Genomic DNA, 23,325 nt, shown 5'->3' with positions numbered 1-23,325 from the left:
CCCACTACGGCCTGAGCGTGGCGGTGACGCTGGGAGAACAACTGGCGTTGCACTACAGCTTCGAGCGCAGCCAGTTTGCCCCGGCGGTCATCGAAAACATCGACGCACACTTGCTGCACCTGCTGGAGCAGTTCGTTGAGTCGGCCGGACGCAACCTCGGTGAAATCGCCCTGGCCGATGCGGCAGAGCACGCGCAGCAACACGCGGACAACCTGCCTCAGCCGTACCCGGTGGACATCGGCGTGCATCAGCGCATTGCTGCGCTGGCGGCCGAGCGTCCGCAACGTACGGCGGTGATCTTCGATGGCCGGCACTTCAGCTATGGCGAGATCGACCAGCGTGCCAATCAACTGGCCCATGCCCTGATCGCTCGTGGCGTCGGCCCGGAGACCCGGGTCGGCGTGGCGTTGCCGCGCAGCGAAGCGGTGATCGTCGCGCTGCTGGCGGTACTCAAGGCCGGCGGTGCCTATGTGCCGCTGGACACCAGTTATCCGCGCGAGCGTCTGGCGTACCTGATCGAGGATTCGGGGCTGGCGCTGTTGCTCAGCGATTCGTCGGTGGCGGCGCAACTGCCGGTCGACGATTCGGTGCCACTGCTGGAACTCGATCGCCTTGACCTGCGCGAGTGGCCGATCAGCGCGCCATCGGTGCAGCTCGATCCGCACAACCTCGCCTACGTGATTTACACCTCCGGTTCCACCGGCAATCCGAAAGGCGTCAGCGTCGCTCACGGCCCGCTGGCAATGCACTGCCAGGCCATCGGCCAGCGCTACGAAATGCGCGACAGCGACTGCGAATTCCACTTCATGTCGTTCGCCTTCGACGGTGCCCATGAACGCTGGCTGACCAGCCTGACCCACGGCGCTTCGCTGCTGATCCGCGACGACAGCCTGTGGACCCCGGAGCAGACCTACAACGCCATGCGCGAACACGGCGTGACTGTGGTCGCGTTCCCGCCGGTGTACCTGCAACAACTGGCCGAACACGCCGAGCGCGAGGGCAATCCGCCGAAGGTGCGCATCTATTGCTTCGGCGGTGATGCGGTGCCGAGCGCCAGTTTCGAACGAGTCAAACGCGCACTCGATCCGGACTACATCATCAACGGCTACGGCCCGACTGAAACCGTGGTCACGCCGCTGATCTGGAAGGCCGGCCGCGAGGTGCCGTGCGGTGCCGCGTACGCGCCGATCGGCAGTCGCATCGGTGACCGCAGTGCCTATGTGCTCGACGCCGATCTGAACCTGCTGCCGCAAGGCATGGCCGGTGAGTTGTACCTCGGCGGCACGGGGCTGGCGCGGGGTTATCTGAACCGTCCGGGGCTGACGGCCGAGCGTTTTGTCGCCGACCCTTTCAGCACCACCGGCGGTCTGCTGTACCGCACCGGTGACCTGGTTCGCCAGCGCGTCGACGGCACGTTCGACTACCTGGATCGCATCGACAATCAGGTAAAAATTCGCGGTTTCCGTATCGAACTGGGCGAAGTCGAAGCCGCGCTGCAAGCCCTCGACGGCGTGCGCGAAGCGGTGGTCGTGGCCCAGGAAGGCAGCGCCGGCAGTGGCAAGCGGCTGGTGGCCTATGTGGTAGGCGATTCGACCCGCGCAGACTTCACCGAAGACCTGCGTGCACAGCTCAAGGCCTCGTTGCCGGCCCACATGGTGCCGGCCTACGTGCTGCGTCTGGAACGCATGCCGCTGACGCCGAACGGCAAGCTCGATCGCAAGAACCTGCCCAAGCCGGACGTCAGCCAGTTGCAGCAGACCTATGTCGCGCCGCAGAGCGTGCTGGAGCAGCAACTGGCGACGATCTGGCAGGAGGTGCTCAAGCTCGGGCAGGTGGGGATCAGCGACAACTTCTTCGAACTGGGCGGCGACTCGATCATTTCGATTCAGGTGGTCAGCCGCGCGCGTCAGGCCGGGATTCGTTTCACCCCCAAAGACTTGTTCCAGCACCAGACCATTCAGGCCTTGGCCACGGTCGTGCAGACCGGCGACGCATTGCCGCTGATCGATCAGGCACCGGCCACCGGCAGCACCGCACTGTTGCCGATTCACCAGGTGTTTTTCGCCGACGCGATTCCTGACCGTCACCACTGGAACCAGTCGGTGATGCTCAAGCCAACCCAGGCACTGGACGCTCAAGTGCTGGAGCAGGCGCTGGATGCGCTGGTGATGCATCACGACAGTTTGCGTCTGGACTTCGCTGAACAGGCCGAAGGCTGGTCGGCGCAGTACCGCGACATCGCCACCAAGGCCGGCGAAACGATTCTGTGGACTGTCGACGTTGCAGACCTCGCCGCCCTCGAAGCGCTGGGCGAGAAAGCGCAACGCAGCCTGCAACTGAGCGGTGGATCGCTGATCCGCGCGGTGCTGGCGAACCTCGCCGACGGCAGTCAGCGGCTGTTGCTGATCGTGCATCACCTGGTGGTCGATGGCGTGTCGTGGCGGATTCTGTTCGAAGACCTGCAAAACGTTTACCGGCAGATCGCTGCCGGTGCCGCCGTGCAATTGCCGGCCCGCACCAGCTCGGTCAAAGCCTGGGCGGCCGCGTTGCAGGACTACGCCGCCACCCCGGCGTTGCAGGCTGAACTGGGCTTTTGGCAACAGCAGTTGCAGGGCGCTTCGGCGGCGTTGCCGTATGACCATCCGGACGGTGGGCAGCAACATGATCAGGCGCTGACCATCCGCAGCCGACTGGACCAAACTCTCACCCGTCAGTTGTTGCAGGAAGCGCCGACGGCCTATCGCACCCAGGTCAACGACTTGCTGCTGACCGCGCTGGCGCGGGTGATGACGCGCTGGACCGGTGACAACAGTGCGCTGGTCCTGCTCGAAGGTCACGGTCGCGAGGACCTGTTCGACAGCGTCGATCTGACCCGCACCGTGGGCTGGTTCACCAGTGTGTTCCCGGCCCGTCTTGCGCCGGCCGCCGAACCGGGCGCATCGCTGAAACAGATCAAGGAACAACTGCGCGCGATCCCCAACAAAGGCATCGGTTTCGGTGCGCTCGCGCATCTGGGCGATGACGCGGCACGGCAGTCGCTGCAAGCGTTGCCGGCACCGCGCCTGACCTTCAACTACCTGGGCCAGTTCGACGGCAGTTTCGATGCTGGCGACGACGCCTTGTTCGTGCCGACCGCTGAAGCTGGCGGTGCTGAAGTCAATATGCAGGGCCCGCTGGGCAATCCGCTGGCGCTCAACGGCAAGGTGTTCGGCGGTGAGCTGGACCTGAGCTGGACCTTCAGCGGCGCGATGTTCGACACCGCGACCATCCAGCGTCTGGCCGATGACTATGTGCAGGAACTGACGGCGCTGATTCGCCACTGCTGCGACTCCGCCAACCGTGGTGTGACGCCGTCGGACTTCCCGCTGGCGCAACTGTCCCAGGCGCAGCTCGATGCGCTGTTGCTGGAGCCGCAGGGCATCGATGACATTTACCCGCTGTCGCCGATGCAGCAGGGCATGCTGTTCCACACACTGCTCGAACACGGCAACGGCGACTACATCAACCAGATGCGCCTGGACGTTGACGGCGTCGATCCGCAGCGCTTCCGTGCGGCGTGGCAAGCGGCGGTGGATGTCCATGACATTCTGCGCACCGGGTTCTTCTGGCAGGGCGATTTACCGCAACCGGTGCAAGTGGTGCAGCGTCAGGTCGAGGTGCCGTTCAGCGTCCTCGACTGGAGCGCCCGCGCCGATCTGGACCGCGCGTTGCAAACCCTGGCCGATGAGGAACGCGCCCTGGGTCTGGACCTGAACAGTGCGCCGCTGTTGCGACTGGTGTTGGTGAAAACGGCGACGGATCGTCACCACCTGATCTACACCAACCATCACATCCTGATGGACGGCTGGAGCAGCGCGCAGTTGCTTGGCGAAGTGTTGCAACACTACAGCGGCGAGCACGTGCCGCGCCCGACCGGTCGCTATCGCGATTACATCGCCTGGCTACAGCGTCAGGATGCGACTGCATCCGAGGCTTACTGGCAGGCGGCATTGAACAACCTGCAGGAGCCGACGCGCCTGAGCGATGCGATTGCACGTCCGGTTGGTGGTCTGCCGAGCGTTGGTTACGGCGATCATTACCAAGTGCTGGATGTGGATCTGACCCGTCGTCTGAGCGAATTCGCCCGGGCCTCGAAAGTCACCGTCAACACCGTGGTGCAAGCCGCGTGGCTGTTGCTGTTGCAGCGTTACACCGGCAAACAATGCGTGGCGTTCGGCGCCACCGTCGCCGGACGTCCGGCAGACCTGCCGGGGGCCGAGCAGCAGATCGGGCTGTTCATCAACACCTTGCCGGTGATTGCCGAGCCGCGCGCGGATCAGAGCCTGACCGGCTGGCTGCAAAGCGTGCAGGCGCAGAACCTGGCGCTGCGCGAGTTCGAACACACGCCGCTGGCGCAGATTCAAAGCTGGGCCGGGCAGGGCGGTGACGCCTTGTTCGACAGCCTGATGGTGTTCGAGAACTACCCGATTGCCGAAGCGCTGGAACGCGGCGCGCCGCAAGGCCTGCGCTTCGGTACGGTGGCCAATCAGGAGCAGACCAACTATCCGCTGACCCTGCTGGTGAACATGGGCGCACAACTGTCGGTGCATTTCAGCTTCCAGCACGACAGCTTCGCCCAGGCGAGCGTGGCGCAACTGGGCGAGCACTTGCAGCGCCTGCTCGGCCAGATGACCGAGGCCGGTGAACGTTCGCTCAGTGAACTGAGCCTGAATGCACAGGATCGGCAGCCGGCCAGAACCGACTTCGTCACCGAGCTGTGCATCCACCAGGGCATCGACCGTCAGGTCGCCACCCAGCCGGATGCCCTGGCCGTGACTTTCGCCGACACCCGTCTGACTTACGCCGAACTGGATACCCTGGCCAACCGCCTGGCGCACAAGTTGATCGAGCTCGGGGTCGGTCCGGAGGTGCGAGTGGGTGTGGCCATGCCGCGTTCCGAGCAGTTGCTCGTCGCGTTGCTGGCGGTACTCAAGGCTGGCGGTGCCTACGTGCCGCTCGACCCGGATTACCCGGCTGACCGCGTGGCCTACATGCTCGAAGACAGCCGTGCGCGGGTATTGCTGACCGAACAGGCCGTCGCCGCGACCCTGATCGTGCCGACCGAAACCCGAGTGGTGCTGCTGGATCAAGTGGCTCTGGAAGCTTATCCGACTCACGCCCCGCAAACCGCCGTGGCCCCGGACAACCTCGCCTACGTGATCTACACCTCCGGTTCCACCGGTCAACCGAAGGGCGTGTCGATTGCCCATCGCAACGTCATGGCGCTGATCGACTGGTCGGCCAAGGTCTACAGCCGCGACGACATTCAGGGCGTATTGGCTTCGACGTCGGTGTGCTTCGACCTGTCGGTGTGGGAGCTGTTTGTGACTCTCGCCAATGGGGGGTCGCTGATCATCGCCCGCAACGCGCTGGAGTTGCCGCAACTGCCGGCCCGGGATCAGGTGCGCCTGATCAACACCGTGCCGTCGGCAATCAATGCGCTGCAACGCGCCGGGCAGATTCCGTCGGGCGTGCGGATCATCAACCTCGCTGGTGAACCGCTGAAGCAATCGCTGGTGGACACGCTGTACCAACAGCCGAACCTTGCGCACGTTTACGACCTGTACGGCCCGTCGGAAGACACCACTTATTCGACCTGGACCCGCCGCACCGACGGTGGCCAGGCGCGTATCGGCCGGACGCTGGATCACAGCGCCAGCTACTCGCTCGATGCGGATCTGCAGATCGTGCCGCAGGGCGTTTCTGCCGAGTTGTACCTGTCGGGCGCCGGCGTCACGCGCGGTTACCTGGGCAAAGCGGCGATGACGGCCGAGAAGTTCGTGCCCAATCCGTTCTCGGGCATCGGTGAACGCCTGTACCGCACCGGTGACCTGATCCGCCAGCGCGAGGACGGCGAGCTTGAGTACATGGGCCGGATCGACCATCAGGTGAAAATCCGTGGTTTCCGGATCGAACTGGGTGAAATCGAGGCGCGGCTGCTGGCGCAACCTGGCGTCAGCGAAGCGGCCGTGCTGGCCATCGAGGTCGAGGGCGGGGCGCAACTGGTGGCGTATGTCGCGGTTCCGTCACTGGACCTGCACGACAGCGAAGCGCAACGCCAACAGCGCGACGGACTAAAGACTGGCCTCAAGTCTTCGTTACCTGACTACATGATCCCCGCGCACCTGTTGTTCCTTGAGCAGTTGCCACTGACCCCCAACGGCAAACTCGACCGCAAGGCCCTGCCAGCGGTGGATGCCAGCCAGATGCAGGCCGCGTACGTCGCGCCGCAGAGTGAGCTTGAGCAACAGGTCGCGGCTATCTGGCAGCAAGTGCTCACCGTGGAACGCGTCGGTCTGAACGATCACTTCTTCGAACTGGGCGGGCACTCGCTGCTGGCGGTCAACGTGGTTTCGCGCATCGCCCTCGAACTGGGCCTGACGCTGACGCCGCAGTTGTTATTCCAGCACCCTGTCCTGAGCGACTTTGTCGCTCACCTCAATACAGGAGGCGGGGCAATCAACGAACAGAAACTGAACAAGCTGGAAGCCCTGCTTGACGATATGGAGGAAGTCTGATGGACACGAGTGTTGCTTTGAGGATTGCCAAGCGCTTTATCACTCTGCCGCTGGACAAACGTAAGCTCTACCTGGAAAAGATGCTCGAAGAGGGCGTCTCGCCGGCCAACCTGCCGATTCCAGAGACTCGCTCAAGCTTCGAGGCGATCCCGCTGTCCTACGCCCAGGAACGCCAGTTGTTCCTGTGGCAGATGGACCCGCACAGCACCGCGTATCACATTCCCAGTGCTTTGCGCCTCAAGGGCCGGCTGGATGTGGCGGCGCTGGAGCGCAGCTTCAATGCCGTGGTGGCGCGCCATGAAAGCCTGCGCACCACGTTCGTCGAGCAGGGCGAAAGTTTCTGCCAGGTGATTCACCCGCAGATGGCGCTGACCATTGCTGTCGAGTCGCTGCCTGCGGGCATCGACGGCGACGCGGTGGAGGCGAACATCAAGGCTTTCGTCGAAAGCGAGACCGCCCGCCCGTTCAACCTCCAGCAGGGTCCGTTGTTGCGGGTGTCGCTGCTGAAAGTGGCGGACGACGATCATGTGCTGGTGCTGATCCAGCACCACATCATCTCCGATGGCTGGTCGATCAAGGTGCTGGTGAACGAGCTGATCCAGCATTACGCCGCCGACACGGCGGGCGAGTCGTTGAGCCTGCCGGCGCTCGAGGTGCAATACGCCGACTACGCGATCTGGCAGCGCCACTGGCTGGAAGCGGGAGAGCGCGAACGGCAACTCGCCTATTGGGTGAAGACTCTGGACGGCGAGCAGCCGGTGCTGGAACTGCCGATCGATTTCCCGCGTCCGGCCGTGCAAAACCTGCGCGGTGCACGGCTGCAACTGAGCCTGCCCGCCGGGCTCGGCGATGCTCTCAAGCAATTGGCCCAGCGCGAAGGCGCGAGTCTGTTCATGGTGTTGCTGGCGTCGTTTCAGGCCTTGCTGCACCGCTACAGCGGCCAGTCGCAGATCCGCGTCGGCGTACCGACCGCCAACCGTAACCGGGTGGAAACCGAAGGCCTGATCGGATTCTTCGTCAACACTCAGGTTCTGAATGCCGAGGTGAGCGGGCAACTGCCGTTCAATCAGTTGCTGGCGCAGGTCAAGCAATCGGCCATGGCCGCCCAGGCCCATCAGGATCTGCCGTTCGAGCAATTGATCGAAGCCCTGCAACCAGAACGCAGCCTGAGTCACAGCCCGGTGTTCCAGGTGATGTACAACCACCAGAGCAGCCGCGATCAGGCCGGTCAGACGCAGTTGCCGCAACTGAGCGTCGAAGACGTGGCCTGGGAGGGTCGTACCGCACAGTTCGACCTGACCCTGAACACCTACGAGTCCGGCGATGGCTTTGCGGCCGAACTGACCTACGCCACCGACCTGTTCAAGCCGCAAACCGTCGAGCGACTGGCGCGTCACTGGCAGAACCTGCTGCAAGGTATAGTCGCCGCGCCAACCCGGCGGATCGGCGAATTGCCGTTGCTGGAAAACGCAGAACATGACGTGCTGCTACAGGACTGGTTCCGCAAGGCCGATCACAGCGCGCAGGCCGGCTGCGTGCATCAGCGCTTTGCCTCGCAGGCGCAGCAGTTGCCCGACGCCACCGCGCTGATCATTGGCGAGGAGGTGCTGACTTACGCGCAACTCGATAGCCGTGCCAACCAACTGGCGCACAAGCTGATCGAAACCGGTGTCGGCCCGGATCGTCTCGTCGGCATTGCCGTCGAGCGCAGCGCCGAAATGATTGTCGGCCTGCTGGCGATCCTCAAGGCCGGCGGTGCCTATGTGCCGCTGGACCCGGCGTATCCGGAAGATCGCCTGGCCTACATGATCGAAGACAGCGGTCTGCAACTGCTGCTGACCCAATCCCCTTTGCTGGCGCAACTGCCGATCCCGGCGGGTGTGCAAACGTTGTTGCTCGACCAGCCACAGGACTGGCTGGCGGCTTATCCACAGACCGCGCCGGAGGTTGCAGTCGACGGCGAACACCTGGCCTATACGATTTACACCTCGGGCTCCACCGGCAAGCCGAAAGGCGTGATGGTGCGCCATGCAGCCCTGAGCAATTTTGTCACCAGCATGGTCGAGCAACCGGGGATCGCCGCTGCTGACCGCATGCTGTCGCTGACCACGTTTTCGTTCGACATTTTCGGCCTGGAAATCTACGGTCCGTTGCTGGCCGGCGCCTGCGTGGTGCTGACCGGCAAGGATGTGCATCAGGACCCGCAAGCGGTGCTGGAGCTGATCGAACGTCACGCTGTCAGCACGCTGCAAGCCACGCCTTCGACCTGGCGCATGCTGCTCGACCATGAACACGCTGCGATCCTGACTGGACGCACCTTCCTGTGCGGCGGTGAAGCGCTGTCGCAAGAGCTGGCCCGGCGCATGCTGGCGCTGACGCCGCAGGTGTGGAACCTGTACGGCCCGACCGAAACCACCATCTGGTCGGCACAACATGCGCTGAGTGCGGACAACAGCCGTCCGTTCCTTGGAACGCCTGTCGACAACACCGCGCTGTACATCCTCGGCAGCGACCTTGAGCTCAATCCGCTCGGCGCGCCGGGCGAACTGCTGATCGGTGGCGACGGCCTGGCCCGGGGTTACTTCCAGCGTCCTTCGCTGACCGCCGAACGTTTTGTCCCGGACCCGTTCTCGAAAAACGGCGAACGCCTGTACCGCACCGGCGACCTGACCCGTTATCGCGCCGAGGGCGTGATCGAATACATCGGGCGGATCGACCATCAGGTGAAGATCCGCGGTTTCCGGATCGAACTGGGTGAGATCGAAGCCCGCCTGCTGGCGCTGGACAGCGTCCGCGAAACGGTGGTGGTCGCCCAGGACGGCCCGACCGGCCCGCAACTGGTGGGGTACGTCGTACCGGCCAGCAGCGAGGTGCTCGACGTTGAAGGCGAGGCCACTTTGCGCGCCGCGCTCAAGGCCAGCCTCAAGGCCGAGCTGCCAGAATACATGGTGCCTGCGCACCTGTTGTTCCTCGCGCAACTGCCGCTGACCCCCAACGGCAAGGTTGACCGCAAGGCCTTGCCGGCCCCCGACGCCAGCCAACTGCAATTGACCTACGTCGCACCGCAGACCGCCACCCAGCACACCGTCGCCGAAATCTGGCAAACCGTGCTCAAGCTGGACCGTGTGGGCCTGAGCGACAACTTCTTCGAGCTCGGCGGTCACTCGCTGCTGGTGACCCAGGTGGTGTCGCGGGTAAGTCAGGCGCTGAACGTGCAGGTGCCGCTGCGCACGCTGTTCGAACACAGCACCCTGGAAGATTTCGTCGCCGCACTCGGTGTCGAGCAGGCTCATCAGGAACCGCCAATCGTGCCGCTGTCGCGGTTGCAACCGCTGGCACTGTCTTACGCTCAGGAACGCCAGTGGTTCCTCTGGCAACTGGAACCGACCAGCACTGCTTACCACGTTCCATCGGCACTGCGCCTGCGCGGTGAACTGGATCTGCCAGCGTTGCAGCGCAGCTTCGAAACCCTGATTGCCCGTCATGAGTCCTTGCGCACCTGCTTCGTTGAACAGCAGGGCCAGACGCTGCAAGTGATCCAGTCCCAGGGGGCGCTGGATCTGCAAGTGCAGAACGTCGCGGCCGATCTGGATGATGCGGCGCTGCAAGCGTTGGTCGCGGAAGAAACCCTGCACCTGTTCAATCTCCAGCAAGGCCCGTTGCTGCGGGTCAAGCTGTTGCGTCTGGCCGTCGATGACCATGCGCTGGTCATCACCCTGCATCACATCGTCTCCGATGGCTGGTCGATGAGCGTGATGGTCAATGAACTGATCGCGCTGTATGCCGCTTACAGTCAGGGCCGCGAGGCTGAGTTGCCGACGTTGCCGGTGCAATATGCCGACTACGCCGTGTGGCAACGGCAGTGGATGGACGCCGGCGAGCGCGAGCGTCAACTCAATTACTGGACCGCGCAATTGGGTGACGGCGACCAGCCGTTGCTGGAGCTGCCGACCGATCGTCCGCGCCCACCCGAACAAAGTTATCGCGGTGCGCGCCAGGACATTGCGCTCAGCCTCGAACTGGCGAGTGCACTCAAGCAGGTCGCGCAACGGGAAAACGTCACGCTGTTCGCACTGTTGCTGGCCTCGTTCCAGACCTTGCTGCATCGCTACAGCGGTCAGGCCGACATTCGCGTCGGCGTGCCGGTGGCCAACCGTAACCGGGTCGAAACCGAAGGCCTGATCGGCTTCTTCGTCAACACTCAGGTGTTGAAGGCCGAGTTCGACAGCCAGCAATCCTTCCGCAGCCTGTTGCAGCAAGTGAAAAACACCGTACTCGGCGCTCAGGCCCATCAGGATCTGCCGTTCGAGCAACTGGTCGACGCGCTGCAACCGGAACGCAGCCTGAGCCACAGTCCGCTGTTTCAGGTGCTGCACAACCACCAGAGCCAGGCGCGGCAGGCCGAGGGCGCAACCCGCCTGCCGAAGATTGCCATCGAAGGCTTGAACTGGGCTTCCAACACCGCTCAGTTCGACCTGACCCTGAATACGTTCGAATCGACGGACAACGTCTGGGCCGAACTGACCTACGCCACCGATCTGTTCGATGGCGAGACCATTACCCGCCTGTCCGGGCACTGGCTCAACCTGCTGAACGGCATTGTCGCCGATGCCGGACAACGCATCGCCGATCTGCCGCTGCATGACGCCGCCGAGTATCAGGCCACGCTGCTGCAATGGAACCCGGCTACCGTCGATTTCCCGAGCGCGCGCTGCCTGCACACGCTGATCGAAGCCCAAGCCGAACGTGCACCGCAGGCGGTTGCCGTGACCTATGGCGAGCAGGTCTTGAGCTACGGTGAACTGAACAGCCGTGCCAACCAATTGGCCCACAAGCTGATCGACAGCGGCGTCGGCCCGGACGTGCGCGTCGGCCTGGCCGTTGAGCGCAGTCTGGACATGCTGGTCGGCCTGCTGGCGATCCTCAAGGCCGGCGGCGCCTACGTGCCGCTCGACCCGAGCTATCCCGAAGAGCGCCTGGCCTACATGATCGGCGACAGCGGCATCGGCCTGCTGCTGACCCAGAGTCATTTGCTTGGCCGTCTGCCGGTGCCGGACTCGGTGCGCAGCCTGATGCTCGATCAGGATCGCGATGGTCTGGAAAGCTACAGCGACGCCAATCCGCAAGTGAACATGAGCCCGGACAACCTGGCTTACGTGATCTACACCTCCGGTTCCACCGGTCAGCCGAAGGGCACCTTGCTGGCCCACCGCAACGTGCTGCGCCTGTTCGAAGCCACCGATGCATGGTTCGATTTCGGCCCGCAGGACGTGTGGAGCCTGTTCCATTCCTACGCCTTCGACTTCTCGGTGTGGGAGATTTTCGGGGCGCTGCTGTACGGCGGCAAACTGGTGGTGGTGCCATACGAAACCAGCCGCTCGCCGGAAGATTTCTTCGGCCTGCTGTGCCGTGAAGGAATCACCGTCCTCAACCAGACACCGTCGGCGTTCAAGCAACTGATGCAAGTGGCGTGCGCCCCGGAACACGCGGCGATGCAACCGTCGCTGCGTTACGTGGTGTTCGGCGGCGAGGCGCTGGAGGTCAAGAGCCTGCGCCCATGGTTCGAACGTTTCGGCGACCAGGCCCCGCAACTGATCAACATGTACGGCATCACCGAAACCACGGTCCACGTGACCTGGCGGCCGATCTCCCTGGCCGACCTGCAACGCGACGCCAGCAGCCCGATCGGCGAGCCGATTCCGGACCTGTCGTGGTACTTGCTTGATGGCGACCTGAACCCGGTGGCCAAGGGGTGCATCGGCGAGCTGTACGTCGGTCGCGCCGGTCTGGCCCGGGGTTATCTGAACCGTCCGGACCTGACCACGCTGCGCTTCATTCCCGATCCGTTTGCCGCCGATGGTGGGCGTCTGTATCGCACCGGCGACCTGGCGCGCTATCGCGCCGATGGCGTGATCGAGTACATCGGGCGGATCGACCATCAGGTGAAGATTCGCGGTTTCCGCATCGAGCTCGGCGAGATCGAAGCGCAGTTGCTGGAGCAATCCGCCGTGCGTCAGGCCGTGGTGCTGGCGCAACCGGGCTTGAGCGGTCAGCAACTGGTCGCGTACCTGGTGCCGAGCGACGCCGAGGTGCTGCAAGCCAGCAGCCTCGAACAAGCCGAGTGGCGCGACCGTGTGCGCGCCGAACTCAAGGAAAACCTGCCGGATCACATGATTCCGGCGCACCTGTTGCTGCTCGAACAATTGCCATTGACCGCCAACGGCAAACTCAACCGCAACGCCTTGCCGTCGCCGGACGCCAGTCAGGCCCAGCAGGCCTATCAGGCACCGCAAAGCGAGATGGAACAGCGTCTGGCCGAGATCTGGCAGGACGTGCTGAAGCTGCCGCAAGTCGGCCTGAACGACAACTTCTTCGAACTCGGCGGCGATTCGATCATCTCGATCCAGGTGGTCAGCCGTGCCCGTCAGGCCGGCATCCGTCTGAACCCCAAAGACCTGTTCCAGCATCAGACCGTGCAGCGACTGGCGCTGGTGGCACAGGTCGATGACGGTGAGTCGGCCATCGATCAGCAAGCAGTGACTGGCGCGGCGTTGCTGCTGCCGATCCAGCAGCAGTTCTTCGAGGACGAGATTCCCGAGCGTCACCACTGGAACCAGTCGGTGCTGCTCAAGCCGACTCAGGTGCTGGATGCCGAAAAACTCGAGCAGGTCTTGCAGGCGCTGGTCGTCCATCACGATGCCCTGCGTCTGAGCTTCAGCCTGAACGGCAACGTCTGGCAGGCCGAACACCGTGCCGTCGCAGACATACCGCAAGGCTTGCTCTGGCAGGAGGACGTGACCGATGTCGACGGGCTCGAAGCCCTGGGCAATCGCGCCCAGCGCAGCCTCGATCTGCAGAACGGCCCGTTGCTGCGCGGTGTACTGGCGAATCTGGCCGACGGCACTCAGCGTCTGCAACTGGTGATTCATCACCTGGCGGTGGACGGCGTGTCGTGGCGGATTCTGCTGGAAGACCTGCAAAGCGCTTATCAGCAAGCCATTAGCGGTCAGGCCCTGAGCCTGCCGGCCAAGACCAGTGCCTTCAAGGACTGGAGCGAGCACTTGCAGCGTTACGCCAACGGCCCGGCGTTGCAGGAAGAACTGGCGTACTGGCAGGCCTGCCTGAGCGATGTCAGCACCGATCTGCCGTGCAAGCGCCTCGACGCCAGCCAACACAACCGACTGGCGAAAACCGTGCAGACCCGCCTCGGCGCGGAGCTGACCCGACAACTGCTGCAAGAAGCCCCGGCGGCCTATCGCACCCAGGTCAACGATTTGCTGCTGACTGCATTGGCGCGAGTCATCGGCCGTTGGAACGGGCAGTCGTCGACCCTTATTCAACTGGAAGGCCACGGTCGCGAAGAGCTATTCGATGGTGTCGACCTGACCCGCACCGTGGGCTGGTTCACCAGTCTGTTCCCGGTGCGTCTGACCCCGTCTGAGTTGCCGGGCGATTCGATCAAACAGATCAAGGAACAACTGCGCTCGATCCCGAACAAGGGCATCGGTTTCGGTGCATTGCGTCACCTCGGCGATGCCGACGCGCAAAGCAGCCTGAAGGCGTTGCCGACCCCGCGCATCACCTTCAACTATCTCGGTCAGTTCGACGGCAGCTTCGAGGCCGATGACGGCGCGCTGTTCACGCCGACGCCGGAGAACGCCGGTCTTGATCAGAGCCCGGATGCCCCGTTGGGCAACTGGCTGACCCTCAACGGTCAGGTATATGGCGGCGAGTTGCGTGTGGGCTGGACGTTCAGTTCGGAGCGTTTCGACAGCTCAACCATCGAGCGGCTTGCACAGGATTACGCCGACGAACTGGCGGCACTGATCGGCCATTGCCTGACTCCGGGCAGCGAAGGCCTGACGCCTTCGGACTTCCCGCTGGCCGGCGTGACGCAGGCGCAACTCGACACACTGACGATCCCGGCGCGGGAAGTGCAGGATCTGTATCCGCTCTCGCCGATGCAGCAGGGCATGCTGTTCCACAGTCTTTTCGAACAGCAGGCGGGCGATTACATCAACCAGATGTGCGTTGCGGTCGAAGGCTTGCAGGTCGAGCGTTTCCGAGACGCCTGGCAAGCGGCACTGGATGCCCACGATGTACTGCGCAGCGGTTTTGTCTGGGAAGGCGAGTTCACTCGTCCGCTGCAAGTGGTGCACAAGGATCTGCCGGTGCCGTTCACCGTGCTGGACTGGCGCGAGCGCAGCGATCTGGATCAGGCCTTGAGTGAACTGGAGCAGGCGCAACGGGTGCAGGGTTTTGATCTGCGCAACGCACCGTTGCTGCGTCTGGTGGTGGTGCAAGTCGCCGCCGCACGCTATCACCTGATCTATACCAGCCATCACATCCTGATGGACGGCTGGAGCAACTCGCAGCTGCTGGGCGAAGTGTTGCAGCGTTACCACGGCGTGGCCCCGGTTGCCGGAGCCGGTCGTTATCGCGATTACATTGAGTGGCTGGCGCAGCAGGACGCGCAGGTCACGGAGCACTTCTGGAAGGGCCAACTGGCCGACTTCGATGCGCCGACCTATCTGGCCGACAGCCTGCCGCGCACCGACGATTCGACGGTCACCGGGCAGGGCGAATACCTGTTGACGCTGGACGCCATGACGACGGCTGACCTGAACCGGGTCGCCCGTGCGCAGAAAGTCACGGTCAACACCGTGGTGCAGGCGGCGTGGTTGTTGCTGTTGCAGCGTTACACCGGCCAGTCGACCGTCAGCTTCGGCGCGACGGTGTCCGGGCGTCCGGCGCAGTTGAGCGGGGTCGAGGGGCAGATCGGTCTGTTCATCAACACCTTGCCGGTGATCGCCAGCCCGCGCGCCGAGCAGCCGTTGTCCGAATGGTTGCAACAGGTGCAGGCGCAGAACCTGCTGCTGCGCGAGCAGGAACACACACCGCTGTTCGACATCCAGCGTTGGGCCGGGCAGGGCGGTGAAGCGCTGTTCGACAACATTCTGGTGTTCGAGAACTACCCGATTGCCGAAGCCTTGCAACAGGCCGAATCCCAGGATCTGAAGTTCGGCGAAGCCGACCGCTACGAGCAGACCAGCTACCCGCTGACGTTGATGGTCAACCTCGACGAGCAGATGACCGTGCATTTCGGCTATCAGAACAACCGCTTTGCAGCAGACAACGTGGTGAAACTGGCGAGCCAGTTGCAGCAACTGCTGATGCAGATGAGCGTTGGGGCCGATCGTTGCCTGGGTGAGTTGAACCTGCTGGAAGACGCCGAGCAACAAAGGATGTTGCATGACTGGAATCGCATCGATAGCGCCAACGTCGACGCGTTGTGCATCCATCAGATGATCGACCTTCAGGTCGCTGCCCAGCCGGATGCACTGGCCGTGACGTTTGCACGGCAGGCGTTCAGCTACCGTGAAATCGATGCCCGGGCCAACCGTCTGGCGCACAGGCTGATCGAATCCGGAGTCGGCCCGGAAGTGCGGGTCGGCGTGGCCATGCAGCGTTCCGACAGCCTGTTGGTCGCCTTGCTCGCAGTGCTCAAGGCCGGTGGCGCCTACGTTCCGCTGGACCCGGATTACCCGTCTGATCGCGTGGCCTACATGCTCGAAGACAGCCGTGCACGGGTGCTGTTGACCGAAACCGAAGTGGCCGCGCAGCTCAATGTCGGTGGCGACACTCAGGTGCTGCGCGTGGATCAACTGGATCTGACGGCTTATGGCAGTCAGGCGCCGGCCACCGCAGTGACCGCTGACAACCTTGCGTACGTGATCTACACCTCCGGTTCCACTGGCAAGCCCAAAGGCGTGTCGATCACCCATCGCAACGTGCAGGCGCTGATCGACTGGTCGAAACGCGTCTACAGCCGCGACGATATTCAAGGGGTGCTGGCATCGACTTCGGTGTGCTTCGACCTGTCGGTGTGGGAGCTGTTCGTGACCCTGGCCAACGGCGGCTCGCTGATCATTGCCCGCAACGCTCTGGAACTGCCGAATCTGCCGGCCCGGGATCAGGTGCGCCTGATCAACACCGTGCCGTCGGCGATCAATGCCTTGCAGGACGCCGGCGATATTCCGTCGAGCGTGCGCATCATCAATCTGGCCGGTGAACCGCTCAAGCAAAGCCTGGTGGACACGCTGTACCGGCAGGCAAGCATCGCGCACGTCTACGACCTCTACGGCCCGTCGGAAGACACCACCTATTCGACCTGGACCCGTCGCGAGGCGGGTGGCCAGGCGAATATCGGCCGGCCGCTGACCGGCACCGCCAGCTACCTGCTGGGCGCCGACCTGCAACCGGCGCCGCTGGGTGTCGCCGCCGAGCTGTATCTGGCCGGCGCCGGGGTTACCCGTGGTTATCTGGGCCGCGCGGCGATGACGGCCGAGAAGTTTGTGCCGAATCCGTTCGCCAGCAATGGCGAGCGCCTGTACCGCACCGGTGACCTGACCCGTTATCAGGCCGACGGCACGTTGCAGTACGTCGGTCGTATCGACCATCAGGTGAAGATTCGCGGATTCCGCATCGAACTGGGTGAAATCGAGGCCCGTCTGATGCAGGTGCCGGGCGTGCAGCAGTCGCTGGTGATTGCGCAGCCGGGGGCGGTGAGTGCGCAACTGGTGGCCTATGTGGTTTACGACGATCCTGCTGTGGTCGGCGGTGATTCGACTGCGCAGGGTGTGCTGCGTGACGACCTCAAGGCTCGTTTGAAGGAACATTTGCCGGACTACATGATTCCGGCCCATGTCCTGTTCCTCGCCAGCCTGCCGCTGACCCCCAACGGCAAGATCGATCGCAAGGCCTTGCCCGGTGTCGAAGCAGGCGCCGCGAGCGGTGAATTTGTCGCGCCGGTCGGTGCGCTGGAGCAACAGATCGCGACGATCTGGCAGAACGTTCTGGAACTCGACCGCGTGGGCCGTGAGGATCATTTCTTCGAACTGGGCGGCCACTCGTTGCTGGCGACGCAGGCGATCTCGCGCTTGCGCAAACTGGGCAGCAGCCATTTGAGTCTGCGGGATCTGTTCAACCATCCGCGTCTTAAGGATCTGGCGGCCTGGATGAGTCAGGCCCAAGAGGATATCGGCGCCGGCAGTCAGAGCGTGCCGCTCAAGGCTTTCGGCAGTAAACAGACGGCACCGCTTTCGCTGGTGCAGCGCCGCTTGTGGGTGGCCGAGCAATTGTCCGGTGGCAGTTCGGCCTACGGCATGCCGCTGGCTTTGCGCTTGCGCGGCGAGCTGTCGGTCGAGCGGTTCGTGGGCAGTTTTGCCGAGGTCGTGCAGCGGCATGAGGTGCTGCGCACGGCGTACTCACAGGATGATGAGGGTGATCCGATTGCCGTGATCTGCGAGCAGGTCGAGGTGGACTTCCCGGTCATCGACTTGTCCGGCCTGTCCCGCAGCGCCCAGGAAGAACATGTGGCGCAAGCGGCGCTGGACAACGCCCGAACACCGATCGATCTGGAGCAGGCGCCGCTATGGCGTGGACGGATTCTGCATCTGTCGGCGAACGAGCATGTGCTGCTGTTCTCGATGCACCACATCATCTCCGACGGCTGGTCGATGGGGGTGCTGATCAATGAACTGGTGCAGATCTACGAACTGGGCAAGGCTGGCGACGCGACGTCACTGCCGGCGCTCGAAGTGCAGTATTCCGACTTTGCCCTGTGGCAGCAGGAACTTGAACAACGCGGGGTTCTCGGCCAGCAGGCGGCGTACTGGAAGGAGCGGCTGGATGGCTACAGCGGCCAGCTCGATCTGCCGCTGGACAAGCCGCGCGGGCAGTCCGCGTCCTACGATGGCGATGCCGTGCAGTTCCGCCTGACACCGGACTTGAGCCAGGCACTGCGCAAATTGTCGGGTGAAGCCGGTGTGACCCTGTACAGCACGCTGTTGGCGTCGTTTCAGGTGTTGTTGCATCGGTTCGGCGGCCGTGACGATGTGTTGGTCGGCGCCGACGTCGCCGGGCGCGAGCAGCCGGAGCTGGAGCGGCTGATCGGTTTCTTCGTCAACGTGCTGCCGCTGCGCTCGCGCTTCGATGCGCAAGCACGGTTCTCGGCATTCCTCGCCGGCACCCAGGACAACCTGCTGGGCGCGCTGGAGCATCAGGACCTGCCGCTGGACATGATCGTCGAGTCCTGTGGCGTGCCGCGACACAAGGGCATGAACCCGCTGGTGCAGGTGCTGTTCGTGATGAACAACCTGCCGGGACGCACCCAATCGATGGGTGGCCTGAGCGTCGAACCGCTGGCTGCGCTGCAGACCCATTCTAAATTCGACATGGCATTGTTCGTTGACGAAGAAGAAGGGCAATTGCTGGGTAATTGGCAATTCGCCACAACCTTGTTCGGACACGAGCGCATTCAGTACCTGGTCAAGGCCTGGATAGCCCTGTTGGAACAGATCGTCGCTGATCAGGACATTCAATTGGGAGCTATCAGCATGCCAGTCGACAACCGCGCAGTGGCCACCGCGCCCACCGCCGCCCCCGGAGCCAAGGCCGACAAGCTCGGCAAGTTCCTCAAACGTTCCGCCACCCCGGTCGCCAAAGTTCGCCCGCAGCCTGTGCGTGAATCGCTGCTGTGCGCGCCACAGCCGTTCCCGCTGCTGATGGAACCGAATGAGCCGCAACTGGATCTGGTCGAGTGGATCCACCACAACCGGCCCTTGATCGAGCAGAAGCTGGCCGAACATGCCGGCATCCTGTTCCGCGGTTTCGAGCTGGATGGCATCCAGGGTTTCGAAGCCTTCGCCGAAGCGGTCCAGCCGGGGCTGTACGGTCAGTACGGCGACCTGCCGAAGAAAGAGGGCGGCAAGAACACCTATCGCTCCACGCCGTACCCGGAACGCAAGATGATCCTGTTCCACAACGAGAGCTCCCATCAGGATCGCTGGCCGCGCAAGCAGATGTTCTATTGCGAAGTGGCCGCGCCGATCGGTGGCGCGACGCCGGTGGTGGATTGCCGGTTGATGTACGAAAAACTGCCGGCGGACCTGCGCGACAAGTTCGAGTCCAAGGGCCTGCTGTATGTGCGCACCTTCACCGACAACCTCGATGTGTCGTGGCAGCACTTCTTCAAGACCGAAGACCGTGCCGAAGTCGAGGCCCGTTGCCGGGCCGGCGGCATCCAGTGGCGCTGGCTCGACAACAACGAGTTGCAGACCCGCACCCCTGGGCCGGCGGTGATCCGTCACCCGGTCACTGGTGCGAAATCGTTCTTCAACCAGGTGCAACTCCACCACATCTACTGGCTGGAGCCGGATGTGCGTGAAGACCTGCTGTCGATGTTCGGTCTGGAGCGCATGCCGCGTCATGTGTTCTACGGCGACGGCACACCGATCGAGGACGAAGTGATGCAGCGCATCGGTGATCTGTACGAAGAGTGCGCCGTGCGCTTCGACTGGCAGAAGGGCGATGTGATCCTGCTCGACAACATGCTGGTGGCCCATGCCCGCGATCCTTTCGAGGGGCCGCGCAAAATCGTCGTCGCCATGGGTGACATGTATGACCACAGCAGCCTTGAACGCCCGGCGTCGACCGAGCCGAACGCCCAGGACGCATTGAACACCGAGGAAACCGGAGCATGAACGACGTATCGATGGACGCGCAGGATCCGGGTTTCGCCCTGACCCCCGAGCAGCAGGCGGTGCTTGAGCGGTTGTCGACCACGGCGACCTGCGGCGAGGCGCTGCGCTGGCTGAATCTGGTCATCGACGGGGACCTCGATCCGCAACGCCTGCAAGCGGCGCTGGACGCTGTACTGGCGCAACAGCCGATGCTGCTGGCGCGTCTGGTCAAAGTGGCAGGCTTCCATGGCTGGCGGCAACGGGCCGAGGGGGCCGAGCGCTTCCCTCTGACCGTGCAGAGCAGTGTGCAGTCGGCGGATGAAGTCCGGGCGCAGATCGAGGAATGGGCGGCCCGGGCATTCGTGATCGGTGAATCGCAGAACGCCCAGGCCGTGCTGTATCGCCTGGCGCCACAGCAATGGCAACTGGTGCTGGGTGTCGCCCGGCACAGTGCCGATGAACCGACGCTCAACCTGATCCGTCAGCACCTGCAGCAGGCCTATGGTCAGTCGCCAGCGACGGAAGAGGACGAGGCGGGCGAGTTCGCTCAGTACCTGGAATGGCGCAGCGAAGTGGTGCTCGATGAAGACGCGGCCACCGCGCGCACTTACTGGCAGAACCACCTGCACGGCGCGCAGGCTGACACGGCTACGCCATGGCTGGCTTCGCGGATCAGCGGCAGCGCTTCGGCGGCTGACGCACGGCAATCGTTGACGCTGGAACCCGCGCTGCGTGATGGCTTGCAGCGCCTGGCTGACACCCTTGAACAACCCCTCGCCACACTGCTGCAAGGCGCGTGGTGGGTGTTGCTCGCACGCTTGAGCGGTTGTGAGCAGATGCTGGTCGGTGTGCGTCATGACAGCCGTGCCGACTATGACTATTTCGCCGGCGCCGCCGGGGTGTTCGAGAAGACCCTGCCGTTGCAGCTGACGCTGCCGGGAACGGCAACATTCAGCCAGTGGCTGGTGGAGCTGAACGCCACGCTGGAAGAACAACGCACGTGGCAGGAATACTGGGCACCGGAACTGGCCGCTGAAGCCGCGCGTCCGGCCTATGGTTTTGCCATCGGCCGCACGATCAGGTCGGAAACGGTCGATGGCCTGCGCTGGGCGCCGGCTCCGGTTGCGCTCGTTCAGCGGGACGTTTTCGAGTGGTCGTTGCAGGTCGAACTGAATGATGCTGACAGCCTGGAAGCATTGCACCTGAACTTCGCCAGCGACCGTTATTCGACGACAGCGGCAAGTACCGTGCTGGAACAGTTCGGTGTGTTGCTCGCGTCCATCGTCGCCCAACCGCAGGCCGAGCTGGCGCAGCTTAACCTGTTGGGCGCCGCCGAAACCCGGCGACTGCTGGCGATCAACCCAACGATGCAGGCGCTGGCGGACAACCGTTATCTGCCCCAACGCATTGCCGACTTCGCGAGCCAGACCCCGAATGCCATCGCCTTGACCGACAACCAGCAACAGCTGAGTTACAGCCAGTTGCAGGCGCAGGTCGAGCAACTGGCGAAAGGTTTGATTGCGCAGGGCCTGGGGCGTGACGCCATTGTCGCGCTGGCGCTGCCGCGTTCGGCGGATCTGGTGATTGCGATGCTTGCTGTGTGGCGCATCGGCGCGGCGTATCTGCCACTGGATGTGCAATGGCCGCAGGCACGCCAGGCGCTGATGCTGGAGCAGGCTGGCGCAAGTTTGTTGCTCACCGATGCCGCGCATCTGGGCGGCTGGGAAGGTCAACCGCTGAAGGCGAGCACGCTGGCCGAAGTGTCCGGGGCGGCAGATGCGCCGCTGTCGGCGCTGGAAACCCGTGGCAACGACATCGCTTATGTGCTGTTCACCTCCGGCTCGACCGGCGTGCCCAAAGGTGTAGTGATCGAACACCGGCAACTGCTCAACTACACAGCGCAGGCCAGTGAAGCGCTGGGTCTGGCGGCGTGTCGTCACGTCGGTTTCAGCTCCACGGTGGCGGCGGACCTGGGCAACACCGCGTTGTTCGGTGCCTTGTTCAACGGTGCGACCCTGCATGTGGCCAGTGATGAGCAGATGCAGGATGGCGCCTTGTTTGCCGACTACCTGCAACAACAGCAGATCGACTGCCTGAAAATCGTGCCCTCGCATCTGGCGGCACTGCTCGACGGTGAGCGCGTGACGGTGCCGGGCACGCTGATTCTGGGCGGCGAGCCGATTGCCGCGCCGCTGATCGAGCGCATCGCTCGCCTGCGCAGTGATTGCCGGGTGTTCAACCACTATGGCCCGACCGAAGCCACGGTGGGCGTGCTGATTCATCCGCTGTCCTTGTCCGGTGACGTTTCGGACTGCGCGGCGCTGAGCCAGGTGCTGGGTAACAATCAGGTTTACGTGCTGGACGCCGATTTGCGACTGGCACCGGTGGGTGTCATCGGTGAGCTGTATCTGGGCGGCGCGCAGTTGTGCCGGGGTTATCTCAATGCTCCGGCCGATGCGCAGACTTTCATTCAGAGTCCGTTCGATCCGGCGCAGCGCCTGTATCGCACCGGTGACCTGGCGCGCTATCGCCCGGATCTGTCCATCCAGTTGCACGGTCGTCGCGATCAGCAGGTCAAGGTGCGCGGGTTCCGTATCGAACTGGCGGAGATCGAAGCTGAACTGCTGCGTCTGCCACAGGTCGCCGAGGCGTTGGTGTTGCCGGCGGCTTCTGCCGAGCAAGGGCTGCTGGCCTTTGTCGTGGCGCAGGGTGTCGCGAGCGATCTGCCGCAGACACTGCGCAATGAATTGGCGGCGCGCCTGCCGGGCGTGATGGTGCCGCAACATCTGCAACTGCTCGAACGCTTCCCGCGGCTGGCCAACGGCAAGATCGATCGCAAGGGCTTGCAGCAACTGGCCGCCAGCGCGGCGGATGACGAGGGCCAGGCTCCGCGTGATGCACTGGAACAATTGCTCGCCGCGCGGATGGGGCAATTGCTCGGACTTGAACGGTTGGGCATCGACCGCGACTTTTTTGCGGCCGGTGGCCATTCGTTGCTGGTGATCAAACTGGTCGCCGGCATTCGCAAGCTGTTGCAGTGCGATGTTCATCCGGGTCTGGTGTTCGATCACCCGACCGTGGCTTCGCTGGCGCTCGCCTTGCGAGCGGTGGAAAGCAGCCCCGGGCAACTGGAGAAACTCGCCCAGGTGCGCTTGCGCATGGATGCCATGAGCCCGGAGGACAAGGCGCGGCTGGCTGAGCAGGCGCGCCAGTTGCAGGCCGCTAAGGCGGCTCAGAACGGTTGA

The 23,325-nt window shown here is 63.6% G+C and carries 3 protein-coding genes (1 of these 3 cut by a window edge); all 3 read left to right on the top strand.

Going from position 1 to position 23,325, the window contains the following annotated elements; translation table 11 throughout:
* Tightly spaced (each overlapping or abutting the next), the 3 genes in view from N8H71_RS14860 to N8H71_RS14850 form a layout consistent with a single transcriptional unit that may run on beyond the window.
* Positions 1-6,557, top strand: partial view of a non-ribosomal peptide synthetase gene (locus N8H71_RS14860; RefSeq protein WP_262194560.1) — the 3' portion only. It extends 5,773 nt beyond the left edge of the window; the window shows 6,557 of its 12,330 coding nt (coding positions 5,774-12,330); the start codon falls outside the window, past its left edge; the stop codon is at positions 6,555-6,557.
* A complete protein-coding gene (locus tag N8H71_RS14855; protein ID WP_262194559.1) occupies positions 6,557-20,101 on the top strand; it encodes a non-ribosomal peptide synthase/polyketide synthase in 13,545 nt (4,514 codons plus the stop codon). The genes N8H71_RS14860 and N8H71_RS14855 overlap by 1 nt, the downstream gene beginning before the upstream one ends.
* Complete coding sequence (locus N8H71_RS14850) at positions 20,098-23,325, top strand: non-ribosomal peptide synthetase (RefSeq protein ID WP_262194558.1); 3,228 nt, start codon at positions 20,098-20,100, stop codon at positions 23,323-23,325. Before N8H71_RS14855 ends, N8H71_RS14850 begins: the two co-directional genes overlap by 4 nt.

The sequence above is a fragment of the Pseudomonas koreensis genome (assembly GCF_025447595.1).
GTDB lineage: Bacteria > Pseudomonadota > Gammaproteobacteria > Pseudomonadales > Pseudomonadaceae > Aquipseudomonas > Aquipseudomonas koreensis_H.
The sequence above is the reverse complement of the archived record's forward strand: the minus strand, read 5'-3'. Positions and strand labels throughout refer to the sequence as shown.